This window comes from Nonomuraea typhae, assembly GCF_009760925.1.
Taxonomy (GTDB): Bacteria; Actinomycetota; Actinomycetes; order Streptosporangiales; family Streptosporangiaceae; genus Nonomuraea; species Nonomuraea typhae.
In genome coordinates, this window is sequence record NZ_VRLV01000001.1 from 1,133,064 (window position 1) to 1,148,557 (window position 15,494).

The 15,494-nt window shown below is 71.0% G+C and carries 15 protein-coding genes; 11 read left to right on the forward strand and 4 right to left on the reverse strand.

Going from position 1 to position 15,494, the window contains the following annotated elements; genetic code table 11:
• Nucleotides 1–28: 28 nt before the first annotated feature.
• Nucleotides 29–1,225 (reverse strand): M20 metallopeptidase family protein, encoded by a 1,197-nt coding sequence (locus FVE25_RS05270; RefSeq protein ID WP_157245200.1) that lies wholly within the window; start codon nt 1,223–1,225, stop codon nt 29–31.
• Between the two features lie 60 nt (nt 1,226–1,285).
• Here FVE25_RS05270 and FVE25_RS05275 point away from each other — a divergent pair, with 60 nt between their 5' ends.
• From FVE25_RS05275 to FVE25_RS05295, 5 genes are all read left to right on the forward strand, one after another.
• Entirely contained in the window at nt 1,286–2,065 is a 780-nt protein-coding gene (locus FVE25_RS05275) for an HAD-IIA family hydrolase (protein WP_157245201.1), read from the forward strand.
• Between the two features lie 35 nt (nt 2,066–2,100).
• Nucleotides 2,101–2,727, forward strand: coding sequence for a hypothetical protein (locus tag FVE25_RS05280; protein WP_157245202.1), 627 nt, complete (start codon nt 2,101–2,103; stop codon nt 2,725–2,727).
• 85 nt (nt 2,728–2,812) lie between these two features.
• Nucleotides 2,813–3,742 carry an acyl-ACP desaturase gene (locus tag FVE25_RS05285; protein WP_157245203.1) on the forward strand — a complete coding sequence of 310 codons (930 nt, stop codon included), beginning with the start codon at nt 2,813–2,815 and terminating at the stop codon, nt 3,740–3,742.
• Between the two features lie 8 nt (nt 3,743–3,750).
• Nucleotides 3,751–5,712, forward strand: coding sequence for an ABC1 kinase family protein (locus FVE25_RS05290; protein WP_157245204.1), 1,962 nt, complete (start codon nt 3,751–3,753; stop codon nt 5,710–5,712).
• Complete coding sequence (locus FVE25_RS05295; protein ID WP_157245205.1) at nt 5,709–6,743, forward strand: S66 family peptidase; 1,035 nt, start codon at nt 5,709–5,711, stop codon at nt 6,741–6,743. The genes FVE25_RS05290 and FVE25_RS05295 overlap by 4 nt, the downstream gene beginning before the upstream one ends.
• 12 nt (nt 6,744–6,755) lie before the next feature.
• Here the strand turns inward: FVE25_RS05295 and arfB are convergent, their stop codons facing one another.
• Complete coding sequence (gene arfB / locus FVE25_RS05300; protein ID WP_157245206.1) at nt 6,756–7,163, reverse strand: alternative ribosome rescue aminoacyl-tRNA hydrolase ArfB; 408 nt, start codon at nt 7,161–7,163, stop codon at nt 6,756–6,758.
• A 261-nt stretch (nt 7,164–7,424) separates the two neighbouring features.
• On the opposite strand from arfB, the gene FVE25_RS05305 reads away from it, so the two are divergent.
• Nucleotides 7,425–8,075, forward strand: a complete 651-nt coding sequence (locus FVE25_RS05305) for a hypothetical protein (RefSeq protein WP_157245207.1) — start codon at nt 7,425–7,427, stop codon at nt 8,073–8,075.
• Here the strand turns inward: FVE25_RS05305 and FVE25_RS05310 are convergent, their stop codons facing one another.
• Nucleotides 8,076–8,324 carry a helix-turn-helix domain-containing protein gene (locus FVE25_RS05310; protein WP_157245208.1) on the reverse strand — a complete coding sequence of 83 codons (249 nt, stop codon included), beginning with the start codon at nt 8,322–8,324 and terminating at the stop codon, nt 8,076–8,078.
• A 139-nt stretch (nt 8,325–8,463) separates the two neighbouring features.
• On the opposite strand from FVE25_RS05310, the gene FVE25_RS05315 reads away from it, so the two are divergent.
• The 4 genes from FVE25_RS05315 to FVE25_RS05330 all read left to right on the forward strand — a co-directional run bounded on the left by FVE25_RS05315 (nt 8,464) and on the right by FVE25_RS05330 (nt 12,582).
• Nucleotides 8,464–9,279: a hypothetical protein gene (locus tag FVE25_RS05315; protein ID WP_157245209.1), complete on the forward strand. Its 816-nt coding sequence runs from the start codon at nt 8,464–8,466 to the stop codon at nt 9,277–9,279.
• The gene (locus FVE25_RS05320; RefSeq protein ID WP_157245210.1) at nt 9,276–9,863 is read left to right on the forward strand and encodes an HAD family hydrolase; all 588 of its coding nucleotides are present in this window, start codon (nt 9,276–9,278) and stop codon (nt 9,861–9,863) included. Before FVE25_RS05315 ends, FVE25_RS05320 begins: the two co-directional genes overlap by 4 nt.
• Before the next feature lie 32 nt (nt 9,864–9,895).
• Nucleotides 9,896–10,981 (forward strand): hypothetical protein, encoded by a 1,086-nt coding sequence (locus tag FVE25_RS05325; protein WP_157245211.1) that lies wholly within the window; start codon nt 9,896–9,898, stop codon nt 10,979–10,981.
• A gap of 107 nt (nt 10,982–11,088) precedes the next feature.
• On the forward strand, nt 11,089–12,582 hold the full coding sequence (locus FVE25_RS05330; RefSeq protein WP_157245212.1) for an alkaline phosphatase D family protein: 1,494 nt from the start codon (nt 11,089–11,091) through the stop codon (nt 12,580–12,582).
• A gap of 191 nt (nt 12,583–12,773) precedes the next feature.
• Here FVE25_RS05330 and FVE25_RS05335 read toward each other — a convergent pair whose 3' ends face one another.
• Nucleotides 12,774–14,162, reverse strand: coding sequence for an FG-GAP and VCBS repeat-containing protein (locus FVE25_RS05335; RefSeq protein WP_157245213.1), 1,389 nt, complete (start codon nt 14,160–14,162; stop codon nt 12,774–12,776).
• Nucleotides 14,163–14,196: 34 nt separating this feature from the next.
• Between FVE25_RS05335 and FVE25_RS05340 the strand changes: the two genes are divergently transcribed.
• Entirely contained in the window at nt 14,197–15,459 is a 1,263-nt protein-coding gene (locus FVE25_RS05340; protein WP_219825349.1) for a cytochrome P450, read from the forward strand.
• Nucleotides 15,460–15,494: the final 35 nt, after the last annotated feature.

Below are 15,494 nucleotides of genomic sequence, written 5' to 3' on the forward strand. Positions count from 1 at the left end.
CCCGATTCCGGGCGGGATCACCCTTCGCCTAGTACGCCGCGAGCCGCTCGAAGGCCAGCGAGGCGTACAGGGCCGCGCCGTCCGGCAGCACCGCGTCGTCGAACTGCGCCTCGGGGGAGTGGTTGTAGGGCGCGCTGGCCGGATCCCGGCCGGCCGGGCAGGCGCCGAGGAAGACGAACGCCCCCGGCACGTTCTCCAGCACGTAGGAGAAGTCCTCCGAGCCCATCACCGGCTGCGGGGAGACGAAGAACCGCCCCGGCCCGAACAGCCCCTCGACCGTCCGCCCGGCGAAGTCCGCCTCCGATTCGGTGTTGACCGTCACCGGGTACCCCATCCCGAACGAGGCGTCCACGCTCAGCCCGTTGGCCGCCGCGATGCCCTCGACCAGCTCCACCACACGCCGCTTGACCCGCGTCCTGTTGTCCTTGCTGAAGGTGCGGATGGTCGCCTGGAAGCAGGCGTCGTCGGGGATGACGTTGTCCACGGTGCCCGCGTGGAAGCTGCCCACGGTGATGACGACCGGGTCGAACACGTCGAACTCCCGGGTCACCAGCGTCTGCAGCGCGGTCACCATCTGGCAGGCGGCCGGGATCGGGTCCAGCGCGCGGAACGGCGTGGACCCGTGGCCGCCGCGGCCCTTCACCGTGACGAGGAACGTGTCGGCCGCCGCCATGATCGGCCCGGGCCGGCTGGCGAACAGCCCCGGCGGCAGCATCGCGGAGACGACGTGCATGCCGTACGCCGCGACGACCCGTTCGCCGGCCGAGTCCAGCACGCCCTCGTCGATCATGTACTTGGCGCCCTCGTAACCCTCCTCGCCGGGCTGGAACATGAACACCACGTCCCCGGCCAGGTCCTCGCGCCGCGCGGCCAGCAGGTGGGCGGCGCCGGCCAGCATCGCGGTGTGCAGGTCGTGACCGCAGGCGTGCATCCGGCCGTCGTTCTGCGAGATGTAGGGCAGGTCGTTGCGCTCGGCGACCGGCAGCGCGTCCATGTCGCCGCGCAGGAGTACGGCGGGGCCGGGCTTGCCGCCGCGCAGCACGGCGGTGACCGAGCTCAGCGCGGCGCCCGTGGTGATCTCCAGCGGCAGGCCGTCGAGCGCGGCCAGCACCTTCTCCTGCGTGCGGGGCAGAGTCAGGCCGATTTCTGGGGTGGTGTGCAGCGAGTGACGGAGCTGGATGAGCTCGTCCCGCATCTCCTGGGCGGAATCCGTGAACGACGACATGTCGTCATTCTTCACATCCCGGTTGCCCTGTCGATATCTGGGGCTCGCTACGATGTGATCGTGACTGAGCGTAAGCGAATTGATTCGTGGTTGTCCGATATGGACGGCGTGCTCGTGCACGAGGGACTGCCGGTGCCCGGCGCCGACGAGTTCATCAAAAGGCTCGACGAGTCGGGCAAGCCCTTCCGCGTGCTCACGAACAACTCGATCTACACCCCGCGCGACCTGTCGGTACGGCTGCGCGCGGCGGGCCTGGAGGTGCCCCCGGAGTCGATCTGGACCTCGGCCCTGGCCACCGCCCAGTTCCTGCACGACCAGCGCCCGGGCGGCTCCGCCTACGTCATCGGCGAGGCCGGCCTCACCACCGCGCTGCACGAGGTCGGCTACATCCTGACCGACCTCGACCCCGACTACGTCGTGCTGGGCGAGACCCGCACCTACAGCTTCACCCAGCTCACCCGCGCGATCCGCCTCATCGAGAGCGGCGCCCGCTTCATCGCCACCAACCCCGACCCGGTGGGCCCCTCCACCGAGGGCTCGCTGCCCGCCTGCGGGGCGGTCGCCGCGATGATCACCAAGGCGACCGGCGTCGAGCCGTACTTCGTCGGCAAGCCGAACCCGCGCATGATGCGCAGCGCCCTCAACGCGATCGAGGGCCACAGCGAGACCACTGCGATGATCGGCGACCGGATGGACACCGACATCGTCTCCGGCATGGAGGCCGGCCTCTTCACGATCCTCGTGCTGACCGGCGTCACCCAGCGTGACCAGGTCGACCGCTACCCCTACCGCCCGTCGCTCGTGGTGGAGTCGGTGGCCGATCTGATCGACCTGATCTGACACTCCCTGACAGGTATGGATGTGAGGCTGAGCCCATGACCCGCATCTACCTTGAAGCCGGCGCCAAGAAGGTCTTCGCCTGCTCGCTGGAGTGGCCCGGCTGGTGCCGGAGCGGCAAGTCGGAGGAACTGGCCATCGAGGCCCTGGCGCACTACGCGCCCCGCTACGCCGTGGTGGCCGGGCGCGCAGGGCTGCCGTTCGCGCCGGGGGAGCCGGTGGTGACCGAGCGCGTCAAGGGCGGCGCCACCACCGACTTCGGGGCGATCGAGCAGCACGCGCGGGCCGACCACGAGCCGGTGAGCGCGGAGACGGCCGCGCGTGACGTCGCTCTCATGCGGGCCGCCTGGCAGTTGTTCGACGAGACCGTGGCGATCTCGCCTGAGGAACTGCGCAAGGGCCCGCGGGGCGGTGGGCGCGACCGGACCAAGATGGCCGCCCACGTGACCGAGGCCGAGCGGAACTACGCCCGCCAGCTGGGGGTGCGGCATCCGCCGTACACGTCGATCGCGGATCGCGACGCGCTGCGCGAGGAACTGGCCGCGGTGCTGGGCGGGCCGTCGCAGGGGCCCTGGGAGACGAAGTGGACCCCGCGCTACGGGGTGCGCCGGATCACCTGGCACGTGCTCGACCATCTGTGGGAAATGGAGGACCGCTCGGCCTGATCCTTGTGGGTTTCGCACAGAAAAGTGGGTTTTGCCCATCGGGTAGCCTAACCTACGGTGCCGTAACTTCAAGGAGACGATCTGTATGGCGATGACTCAGACGGAACTTCTGCACGAGCTGGAGCCCGTGGTCGCGGGCGAGCTCGACCGTCATCTCAAGGTGGCCAAGGAGTGGTTCCCGCATGAGTACATCCCGTGGAGTCAGGGACGCGACTTCGACGGCATCTATCAGGGCGAAGCCTGGCAGGAGAGCGACTCCAAGATCCCCGAGGCGGCCCGGATCTCGCTCATCGTGAACCTCCTCACCGAGGACAACCTGCCGAGCTACCACCACGAGATCGCCACCACGTTCGGCCGCGACGGCGCGTGGGGCACGTGGGTCCACCGCTGGACCGCCGAGGAGGACAAGCACGGCACCGCCATCCGCGACTACCTCACCGTCACCCGGGCCGTCGACCCGGTGGCGCTGGAGCGGGCCCGGATGATCCACATGGAGCAGGGCTTCCAGACCGAGTACGGCACGATGCTGCAGCAGCTGGCCTACGTCTCCTTCCAGGAGCTGGCCACCCGCATCGCCCACCGCAACACCGGCAGGGCCGCCGGCGACGAGGGCTGCGACCGCCTGCTGGCCAGGATCGCCGCCGACGAGAACCTGCACATGCTCTTCTACCGCAACCTGCTGAACGCCGCCTTCGAGCTGGACCCCAACCAGACGATGCGCGCGGTCACCGACGTGGTCACCACCTTCCAGATGCCCGGCTCCAGCATCCAGGGCTTCGCCCGCAAGGCCATGATCATCGCCAACGAGGGCATCTACGACCTGCGCCTGCACCTGGACGACGTGCTCATGCCGGTGCTGCGCCAGTGGTCGGTCTTCGACAAGTCCGGCCTGGACGCCGACGGCGAGAAGGCCCGCGAGGAACTGGCCGGGTTCCTGGAGAAGACCGAGACCGTGGCCGCCCGCTTCGTCGCCCGCAGGGAGGAGCGCAGAGCCAGGTCCGCGACCATGGGATGATCTCCCGCATGGACGTCCCTACCTCCCTGTTTGTCTCCATCGCCAGCCTGGTCATGGTGCTGATCGTGGCCAGGCTGGCGCAGCGGTTGCTGGGCGTCCGCTTCGGCGGGTTCCGCGTGTTCGTGGCGGCGGTGGTCGGCTTCGCCATCGCCCCGGCGATCGCCGGTCCGATCATCGCCGGATTCGAGAACCTGAAGCCCGGGGACGACCCGGGCTTCGGCGCCGTCTGGGTCATGGTCATGGTGGCCATGCTGGCCGTGCTCATCCCGATGGTGATCCTCGTGCTGGCCGAGGCGCTGGTCCCGCCCGGTTCCATCCCCGGCCCGATCGAGGTCCTGCGGGGGCTGCGCGGCCGCGTCTCGCGCGGCCGCCGCTACTCGCAGATCACCCGCATCGCCGTACGGCACGGCCTCGGCCCCTACCTGCGCGGCCGGGGCGAGAGCCTGGAGGACCGCTCCGGCAAGGTACGGCTGGCCCGCTCGCTGCGCCAGGCCCTGGACGACGGCGGCGTCACCTTCGTCAAGCTCGGCCAGATCCTCTCGACCCGGCGCGACCTGCTGCCGCCGGAGTTCGTGGAGGAACTCGGCAAGCTGCAGGACCAGGTCGCGCCGCTGCCGTGGGAGCAGATCGAGCCGGTGCTCACCGCCGAGCTGGGCGGCCCGGTCGAGCAGGTCTTCGCCGCCTTCGACCGGGTGCCGCTGGCCGCCGCCTCCATCGCCCAGGCGTACACCGCCCGCCTGCACACCGGCGAGGACGTCGTGGTGAAGGTGCAGCGGCCGGGCATCGGCGCCGTCGTGGCCAAGGACCTCGACATCGTGCGCCGCCTGGCCGCCACGCTGGAGGCGCGCACCAAGTGGGGCCGCGCGCTGGGCGTGCGCGACCTGGCCGAGGGCTTCGCCGTGGCCATCCGCGAGGAGCTCGACTTCCGCATCGAGGCCGCCAACATGGCCGCCGTCTCGGCCACGCCCAGCGCCCAGGTCACCTACCCCGTGCCCCACACCCGGATGTGTACCGACCGGGTGCTGGTCATGCAGCGCCTGAGCGGCAAGCCGCTGGCCGGAGTCCCGGGGGAGAGCGCCCGCCTGGCCCGCGACCTGCTCGACACCCTGCTGCGCCAGATCCTGCTGGAAGGCGTCTTCCACGCCGACCCGCACCCGGGCAACATCATGGTCCTGGACGACGGCAGCCTCGGCTTGCTCGACTTCGGCTCGGTCGGCCGCCTGGACGCCTCGGTGCGCGCCGCCCTGCAGCGCTTCCTGCTCGCGCTCAACCGCCAGGACCCGCTCGGCGTCACCGACGCCCTGCTGGAGGTGGTCCCGCGCCCGGAGGACATCGACGAGGCCGCCCTGGAACGTGCCCTCGGCCAGTTCATGGCCCGCCACCTCGGCCCCGGCATGGACAGCGTGGCCATGTTCACCGACTTGTTCAGGATCGTCTCGGAGTACGGCCTGTCGATCCCGCCGGAGGTGGCCGCCGTCTTCCGCGCGCTGGCCACGCTGGAAGGCACGCTGGTACGGCTGGCGCCCGGCTTCAACCTCATCGCCGAGGCGCGCAGCTTCGCCGGCCGCTACCTGGCCGAGCAGATGTCGGGCACCGGCCTGAAGGAGGCGGTGGCCCAGGAGGCGGTGGCGCTGCTGCCGATGGTGCGCCGCCTGCCGCGCCGCATCGAGCGCATCGCCAGCGCCGCCGAGCACGGGCGCTTCACGGTCAACGTCCGGCTCTTCAACGACGATCGCGACCGGCGCTACCTCACCGGGATCCTGCATCAGATCCTGCTGACCGTGCTGGGCGCGACCGCGGGCCTGATGGCGGTCATGCTGCTGGGCACCGACGGCGGCCCGGTGGCGGTGGCGGCGCTGGACCTGAGCCTGTTCGAGCTCATCGGCTACAACCTGCTGGTCATCTGCGCGATCTTGGTGCTGCGGGTGCTGGTCCTGATCTTCCGCCGCCGAGAGGAATCCCCGTCATGATGTATCCGCCCAAACCGCGGCCCGGCGACAAGATCGCGGTCCTGTCCACCTCCGCGGGCCTGCCCGGCATCCTGCCGCTGCCCTTCGACGCGGGGCTGCGGGCCCTGCGGGAGGAGTTCGAGCTGGTGCCGGTGGAGTTCCCCGTCACCCGGGTCATGGGGGCCGGCGCCCGGCGGCGGGCCGACGACATCAACGCCGCCTTCGCCGACCCGTCGATCAAGGCGATCGTCGCCAGCATCGGCGGCGACGACCAGATCACGGTCACCCCGCACCTCAACGACGCGGTCATCCGGGCCAACCCCAAGCCGTTCTTCGGCTACAGCGACAACACCAACCTGCTCGTGCACCTGTGGAACCTCGGCCTGGTCGCCTACCACGGCGGCTCGGTGATGTGCCAGTTCGGCCGGTGCGGCGGCATGCACCCGGTCAGCGCCGGCTCGCTGCGCGCCGCGATGTTCACCTCGGGCCCGTACACGCTCCCGCAGGTGTTCTCCTACAGCGACGTCGATCTGCCGTGGGACGACCCCGCCTCCTTCACCACGGCCCCGCCGGAGCAGCCGTGCGAGGGCTGGTTCTGGCACAACCCCGGCGCGGTCGTCGAGGGCCGGACCTGGGGCGGCAACCTGGAGATCCTGTCCTGGCTGCTCATGGCCGACCGCGGCGTCCAGGCCCCCGCCGCCTACGACGGGATGGTGCTCGTCATCGAGACCAGCGAGGAACTGCCCTCCGCCGAGGAGGTGTTCAGGATCCTGCGCACCATGGGCGAACGCGGCCTGCTCGCCCGCTTCCCCGCTGTCCTCGTCGGCCGGGCCAAGGCGTGGTCGCTGCACCGGCGCACCTCCCCGCAGGAGAAGGCCGCCTACGCCCGTGACCAGCGCGCCGCCGTACTGAAGGCACTGGGGGAGTACGCGCCCGCGGCCATGGCCGTCTTCGACGTCGACCTCGGCCACACCGACCCGCAGGTGGTCATCCCGTACGGCGGGCAGATCCGGGTGGACGGCGCCGCCAGGTCCATCACCGTCACCTACTGAAGACGTCCGCGGTCAGGGTTCGCGGCGCAGGCGCTTGACGTCGGCGCGGGCCTTCTTGGCGGCCAGGCGGCGCTCGACCGAGCCCCTGCTGGGTTTGGTCGGGCGGCGCCGCTTGGGCGGGGGCGCGATGGCCTCGCGCAGGCGCTGGGCCAGGCGCTGGACGGCGGCCTCGCGGTTGCGGAGCTGGGAGCGGTGCTCGGAGGCGGCGATCGTGATGACGGAGTGGCCGAGGCGGGCCAGCGCGCGGTCCTTCAGCGCGGGCGGCAGGGCGCCGGTGGCGGCCACGTCGAAGGTGAGCTCGACCCGGCTGTCGGTGGTGTTGACGCCCTGGCCGCCCGGCCCCGACGAGCGGGAGAAACGCCAGACGAGCTCGGCGTCCGGGATGACGACCGAGTCGTTGACGACCAGCGGGGCGGGCATGACGGGTGCTCCTTCGTGTCTTCGGGCCGGATCCGAGTATGAGACTGGCACATGCCGCCAGCAAGGGATTTTTCGGATGTGCTGAACGGGGTGGTCATGTGACTATGGGATGAACGCTCAGCGGGAGAGGCGGATTCCATGGGCCTGGCCGGGCAAATTGCTCTGACGGTGGGATTAGCGGTGGTTTCGGCGACAGGCTTTCTGCTCTTGCGATGTCAGGGCAAGGGGCGGCCGTTCGGTCCCGGGGGGCGCCGGCTGGCGGTGACGATCGTGCTGCTGACCGGGACCATCTCGGCCGCGGTGGCCCTGGTGTTCGGCACGCTCCTCGACGACATGCTGGCCACGGCGCTCGGCGCGGTGGCGCCGAGCGGACTGTGGCTGAGCCAGGTGCGCTCGCGCGAGGACGAGAAACGCTCGCTGGGCCGGGAGGCGGCGACGTTCTGGCTGGTGACCCTGCTGGCCAGGCTGGACCAGGCGATGGCCGAAGACCAGTGGATCTGGTGCGAACGCCGTATCGAGGACGAGTGGAGCATCTACGAGCTGAGCCTGGCGGCCCACCGCTACCACGACCGCATCGGCGAGCGGCTGAACCCCGAGGAGCGCCGCCGCGAGCGGATCAACGTGCGGCTGGAGGCCATCGACCGCAAACTCGACGTGGCGGCGCTGATCGAGGACGGCGCGCCGCGTGCCAAGGTCGTCACCGCGCTGAACGGCTCCCGCCACACCCGCCTGGCCCGCTACGAGCGCTACCTGAACGACCTGAACCGCCTGCACGGCAACCTGCGCCACGACGCGGAACGCGAGTTGCTGCGCCTGCTGGCCGCCGCCTATCGCGCCGGCTATCGCTCACTGCCCCGCTTCACGCCGCCCTCCCGCCGGCCGGCGGCGGAGAGCCTGCGCTCGCATCCGTAGCTAGGGCTGCCGGTCCTCGGCGTCGGACAGCGTGAAGTCGAGACGGGCGCCCAGCGCCGTGATGACGGAGCCCAGAGTGCGCAACGTGAGGTTCTCGTCCCCGGACAGGATCTGGCTGACGCGGCCCGCGGACACACCCATCGTGGCCGCCAGATCGGCGCGGGTTATCTTGTGCTCCCGCATGTACCAGGTGATCTCGTCCACTACGTCCTGCGCGAACGTCGAGGTGTCCTCGTGTCTCGTCGCCATCTTGGGCTCACTCTCTGCCGTCTGTCCTCACTTTAGCTCTACCTAAACCTTTAGGCAACCCTAAAGGTGGTTAATCCAACTGCAAGCCACTTATGCCACGATCTCCGGCAAACACAACGGGGCTGAGTGGGGAGGCGCTGTGACGGCTATCGTCGGCGTGCACGGAATCGGGAAGTTCCGCTACTACCTGGAGGCGGGGAACGACGTCGCTCGCGCGGCGGAGGCGATGCGCGTCAAGTGGGATCGCTACCTGCACGCGGCCATCGGGGGCGAGGCCAAGCCGTACTTCGCCGAGATCGCCTACTTCGCCCACCTGATCAACGACCCCCGCCCGCCCGAGGCTCCCGAGGCCGAGCCCCTGTCGGCGCCCGCGCAGATGGTGCTGGCCGGATGGGCCAAGGAACTCGGCGTCGGCGAGCACCTGACGGGGGCGCTCAAGGCGTTCGCCGGCTGGCTGCTGGGCCGCCTCGACGGGCGGGCGTCGGCCTTCGCCAAGCTGTTCTGCCCCGAGGTGGCCGTCTACCTCACCGACTCCGCCCGCCGGCAGAAGGCGCGGCAGGTCGTGGCCGAGGTGATCCGCCGCCGCCGGCCCGGGGTCGTCGTGGCGCACTCGCTGGGCAGCGTCGTCGCCTACGAGGCGTTCTGGGCCAACCCGGACCTCGAGACCGACCTGCTCATCACCCTCGGCAGCCCGCTCGGGATGCGCAACGTCATCTTCGAGCGGTTACTGCCGGCGCCGGTCAACGGCAGGGGCGAGCGGCCGCCGGGCGTCGGCCGCTGGGTGAACATCGCCGACAAGGACGACATCGCCGCCATCCCGCCCGAGCTGTGCGACAGTTTCGCCGGCATCGACGAGGAGCGGCTGGTCAACCTGGACTGGCTGGACTTCCACACCGCGGGCAAGTACCTCGGCTGCGAGGCGATCGGCCCGTATCTGCGACCCTATCTGGCATGAACTGGATAGTTTTCGACTACGGTGACGTCCTGTCCACGCCGCAGCCGGACGCCGAGGTCGAGGCCCTGGCCCGGGCCGCGCGCAAGGATCTGGACACCTTCACGCGCGGCTACTGGGCCCACCGGCTGGAGTTCGACCGCGGCGCGCTGAGCGACGAGCAGTACTGGGAGCAGGTGCTCGGGCGCGAGCCCGGCGCGGGGGAGGTGACCCGGCTGGTCGCGCTCGACGTGGCCAGCTGGTCGCACCCGTGCGAGGGTACGGTGACCCTGCTGGGGGAGTTGCTGGCCGAAGGGCGGAACGTGGCGCTGCTGTCCAATGCCCCCGCCTCCATGGGCGACGGGCTGGAGCGGCTGCCGTGGATCGCCGCGATCGAGCGGCGCTTCTTCAGCGGCCGGCTCGGGCTGGTGAAGCCGGACCGCGAGATCTTCGACCAGATGGCCGGGCGGCTCGGCGCGGCCCCGGACGAGATCGTCTTCATCGACGACCGCGAGCTCAACGTGGCCGGAGCCGAGCGCGCGGGCATGACCGGGCTGCACTACCGCGACCCGGAGACGCTGCGCGCCGACCTGGCGCCGCTCTTGTAGGCCAGTGCGCAGAATGATCTAGGGTGGCCGCCATGGACGTCGAGAGCCTGCTCGAGGAAGCGGACGGCATGCCGTATGGCGAGGCCAGGACCGTGCTCACCGAGCGCGCGCTGCGGGCGGCCGAGGCGGCCCGCGACCACGACCTGATCCGGCGCGCCCGCTTCGAGCTGACCAGCGCCTATCACTTCGGCGGCGAGCAGGCCAAGTCCTTCGCGGTCTTCACCCGCAACCTCGCCGACCACGACCGCGACCCCGGCAGGTTCGGCGAGCGGGAGCTGTGGCGGCTGCTGTGGCAGTACAAGTGGATCGTGGCGACCCTCCGGCGCTTCCCCGAGATCCCGCTGCGCCGCACCCTCGACGGCGTGGACGACATGGAACGCCGTTACCGCGCCGCCGGTGAGGGGCTGCACGCCGTCTACGCCCGGCGCTGCCACATCGCCCAGCACGTGGGCGACCGGGAGGCGGCCGAGGAGTGGTACCACCGCTGGACCACCACCCCGCGCGACGACCTGTCCGACTGCGCCGCCTGCGACGTGGGCGGCGTCGTCTCCTACCTGGCCTGGGTCGGCGACGACGAGCGGGCCATCGAGCTGGCCGCGCCCGTCCTGTCCGGTCACATGTCGTGCACGTCGCAGCCGCACTCCATCCTCGAGATCCTGCTGCTGCCGTTCCTGCGCACCGGCCGCCTGGAGGACGCCGCCTCCGCCCACCGGCGGTCGTACCAGATCACCCGGGGCAAGCCCGCCTACCTCGACGACATGGGCACGCACCTGCGGTTCCTGGCCCTGACCGGCAACGAGGCGCACGGCCTGGAGCTCCTGCAACGGGAACTGCCCCTGCTGGAGCGCCCGCCCTCGCCCAGCGCCGCCGGCTCCTTCATGGCCGGCGCCGCGGTGCTCCTGGCCAGGCTGGAGGAACTGGGCCACGCCGGGACCCCGATCCGGCGGGGCGAGGCCGACGTCCCGGTCGCCGCGCTGCGGGCGTCGATGGAGGCGGGCGCCCGGGAGATCGCCGCCGCCTTCGACACCCGCAACGGCACCGGTGAACACACCCGCGAGCTGGAGGGGGTCCTGGCGGCCCGGCCGTACACCGACCGGCTCCCGCCGGCACCGCGGTGAACGCCGGGGTCATCCCCGCTCACCCGGCCAGAGGACGACCGACGCTGTTCATCTGGCCTTGACTCCGCAGTCACGGCCGGGTCAGCGGAGCCGGACATATCTGGATTGTGGACCGCAGATCCTTCCTCGCAGCGGCAGCCGCCACCCTCGCCCTCCCCGCCACCTCCCGCACGCTGGCCCGCGACCCCTTCACCCTGGGCGTCGCCTCGGGCGACCCGTCCGCCGACGGCCTCGTGCTCTGGACCCGCCTGGCCCAGGACCCCCTGGGCGCCAACGGGCGCGGCGCCATGCCCTCCCGCGACCTCGACGTGGAGTGGCAGGTCTCCACGGACGAACGCTTCGCGAAAATCACCACATCCGGTACGGCTACCGCCCGCTGGAAGGACGCCCACAGCGTCCACGTGGAGCTGAAGGGCCTGGAGCCGGGCCGGGAGTACTTCTACCGTTTCCGCGCGGAAGGCCGGGTCTCGCCCGCCGGCCGTACCAGAACCACGCCGACCGGCGCCACCCAGCCGCTGGCCTTCGCCGTGGCCGCCTGCGCCCACTACGAGCACGGCTTCTACACCGCCTACCGCCGCCTCGCCGAGCAGGAGCCCGACCTGGTGCTCTTCCTCGGCGACTACCTCTACGAATACGGCCCCAGCGGATACAGCGCCCTGGCCGGCCGGGTCCGCACCCACACGCCGGGCAAGTGCGCCACGCTGGCCGACTACCGGCTGCGCCACGCGCAGTACAAGAGCGACCCCGACCTGCAGCGCGCCCACGCCACCGCGCCCTGGCTGGTGGCCTTCGACGACCACGAACTGGAGAACAACTGGGCCGGCCCCGTCTCCAGCACCGGCGCCCCCGCCTTCGCCCGCCGCCGGGCCAGCGCGTTCCGCGCGTACTACGAGAACATGCCGTTGCGCCGCGAGACGCTGCAGGGGACGGTGCTCCGGGTGAACCGGCGCGTCTCGTGGGGGAAGCTGGCGCGCTTCCACATCCTCGACACGCGGCAGTTCCGCGACGACCAGGCGTGCCTGGACGGGGTGCGGGCGGGGTGCGACGAGCGGCTGTCGGCCAAGCGGACCCTGCTGGGGGGCGATCAGTGGCGGTGGCTGTCGGAGGGGCTGGCCTCGTCCGACACCCAGTGGAACCTGCTGGGCCAGCAGATCCTCATGATGCAGCGTGACTACAAGCGGGGGCCGGGGCGCGAGGTCAACCTGGACGCGTGGGACGGCTACGCGGCCGAGCGCACCCGGCTGCTGGAGCTGATGCGCGGGACCTCGAACCCCGTGGTGCTGACCGGCGACGCCCACATGCACCACTCGGCCTCGCTCAAGCTCGACTTCGACGACCCGGACTCGCCGGTGATCGCTCCCGAGCTCGTCACGTCGTCCATCGCCAGTGACGGGGACGGGTATCGGGACAAGGTGTGGATCGCCGAGGGACTGGCGGAGAATCCGCATATTTCGTACATCGACCAGCGGCGGGGGTACATCATGGCCCGGCTGACCTTGACCGAGCTCTCGGCGGAGTTCCGGACGCTGGAGTACATCTCGCGCAAGGGGGCTCCGGCCAGGACGACGCACCGGGTCACGGTTCCGACGGCTGCTCGTTGACGAAGCTGATCTCTTGGCAGGCCCAGCTGATGAACAGCTCTTGCATGACCGGACCGACCGGGAGGGGGCAAGCTCGGCGTCGATGCCGAGCCGCCGCTGCACCGTCAGCCTGATGACGTCGACGATGAGACCACTGACGGTTCCCCCGGCGAGTGCCATCCGGCGAGCGTATCCGGATATCTCACGACGGTTCAGCCGAACGCATACCCGTACAGCCCAGACCCGGAGCTCAACTTCCTGGCCTCCCCGGCACGCAGCCCCGGATATGCCCCGGGCCGCCGCCCCCCGGGCACCAGCGTGAGCACCCCGTCCCCGGGCGCCGCCACCACCAGCCCGAACACCGGCCGCGAACGGGCGAGGAGCCGATACCGAGGCGCGGCGCCCAACGCCGCCAGCGAAGAGCCGAAGTCCCGCCCCTTGCCCGTGATCAGCAGGTTCCCCTTCCGCGTGAGCCCGCCGGACCGGGTCCCGGCCAGCACCTGGACGGCCCGCTCCCCGGGCACCCCGATCGCCAGCTCGGAATCCCCGTCCCCGTTGAAGTCCCCGGCGGCCAGCGCGGCCCCGAACCGGTCGTAGTACCGGGGCTCCCCCTGGAGAACCCGCTGCGTCCACGCCTCGCTCCGCGTGGTCCGCAACCCCGAGCCCGTCCCGTAGACGACATGAACCATCCCATCCCCGTAATCCATGGCCCGCTGGTTGGCGCTGAGCCCCTCCCCGGGCGCCCCGATGGCCAGATCCGCCCGCCCGTCGGCGTTGAAGTCCCCGGTCGCGAGGGAGGCGCCGAACGCGTCCCACTTCTCCGCGGACCCCTTGATCCCGGGACTGTCCTGAGTGAGCAACGACGCCCGCTTCCGCAGGGGGTCCAGGACGGTGACGGACCCCTGCCCGTCGGTGGTGACACTGTCGGCCGGCGCACCCACGACCAGCTCGGCCCGGCCGTCCCCGTCGAAGTCGCCGGTCGCCAGGGCCGCCCCCCACTGGTCGGTGGCGTTCCCCCGCTGCCCGACCCACCCGGCCTGCTGAGTGATCTGATACGGCTTGCGTTTCCCGAGGAAGTGCACCGTGACCCCGCCACCTCGCCCCTGCCCGGGAGCCCCGACCGCGAGCTCGTCGTCGCCGTCTCCGTCGAGGTCGCCGGCCGCCAGTGCCGCGCCGTACCGGTCGCCGCCGGGGCGGGCGGGGGTGAGCTGCCGCCAGGGGGTGAGGCCGCGCGGGCCGCCGCGGTAGAGCTGCACGGCCCCGTCGCCGTCCGCGCCGGGCCGGGCCGTACCCGAGAACTCCTCCGAGACCCCCACGGCCAGGTCGGCGCAGCGGTCGCCGTCGAAGTCGCCGGCGGCCAGCGCCGAGCCGAACGAGTCGCCGCGCTCGGCGCCGTCCTGGCGCAGGGTGGCCTTGCGGCCGGAGCCGTAGAGCACGGTCACGGATCCGGCCCTGGAGCCGGTGTACGGCGCGGCCACCGCCAGGTCGGCGCGGCCGTCGTCGTCGAAGTCGGCGGGCCGGCCGCCGCACCCGGGGGCGGCGCCCGCCGAGGCAGGGGAGAGCAGGGGCATGACCAGGCATGCGGCCACCAAGGCATTCATGTATCCAGTCATGTCCGCACCGGCCGAACCCGGTATGAACAGGGCGGGAACGTGCCACGATAGGCACGTGGCCATCGACCTCGCGGACCTGGACTTCTGGCGCAGACCCCTGAAAGAACGCCATGAGGCGTTCGCCCGGCTCCGCCAGGAGGAGCGGCCGGTGTTCTTCCCGGAGAAAAAGGTTCCGTTCCTGCGCTCGGGCACGGGCTTCTACGCCTTGGTCCGGCACGCCGACGTGGTGGAGGCCAGCCGGAACGCCAAGGTGTTCTCCAGCGAGCCCGCGGTCACGAACCCGGAGCCGCCCGGCTGGGTCAAGCACGTCTTCGGCGAGTCCATGGTGAACATGGACGATCCCCGGCACGCGCGGCTGCGCCGGATCGTCACCCGCTCCTTCAGCCCGCGCATGCTGGAGCGGCTGCAGGACGACATCGCGGCCGCCTGCGCCCGCATCGTGGACGACCTCCAGGCCGAGGGGCCGCACGACTTCGTCGGCCAGGTCGCGGCCCGGCTCCCCATTCACGTCATCTGCGACATGATGGGCATCCCCGCGGAGTACCGCGCCAAGGTGCACGAGCACGTGGACGTCTCCACCGCCTACACCGGCGTGCGCCCGAGCCTGCTGCGCAGCGTCACGCTGGCCGGGCAGAACATGCTCGCCCTGCTGGCCCTGCAGCGCCTGGTCATCCGGCTCGGCCACGAGCGCCAGCGCGAGCCCGCAGGCGACCTGGTGTCGTTGCTGGTCAACGCCAATCCCGACGGCGAGCGGCTCACGGACAAAGAGCTGGGCTCGTTCTTCTCGCTGCTGCTGGTCGCCGGGAACGAGACCGCGCGCAACACGATGGCCCACGGCATCAAGCTGCTCACCGAGCATCCGGCGCAGCGCGAGCTGCTGCGGGCCGACTTCGACGGCCACATCGGCGGGGCGATCGAGGAGATGGTGCGGCACGTCTCGCCGATCATCCAGTTCCGCCGCACGGTCACCGAGGACTACGAGCTGCGCGGCCTGCACCTGCGCAAGGGCGACAAGGTCGTGCTCTTCTACGGCTCGGCCAACCGGGACGAGAGCGTCTTCCCGGACCCGGACGTCTTCGACATCACCCGCGACACCAAGCCGCACGTCGGGTTCGGCGGCCCGGGGCCGCACTTCTGCCTGGGCGCGAACCTGGCCAGGCAGGAGATGCGCACGATGTTCAGGGAGTTGTTCACGCGGCTGCCGGAGATCCGGTCGGTGGGGGAGCCGGAGCTGCTGCTGTCCAATTTCGATAACAGTGTCCGAAGGCAAGCGTTTACATACTAAACAATTCGGACTTTGTCCCCTGGGGCAACTAGGGT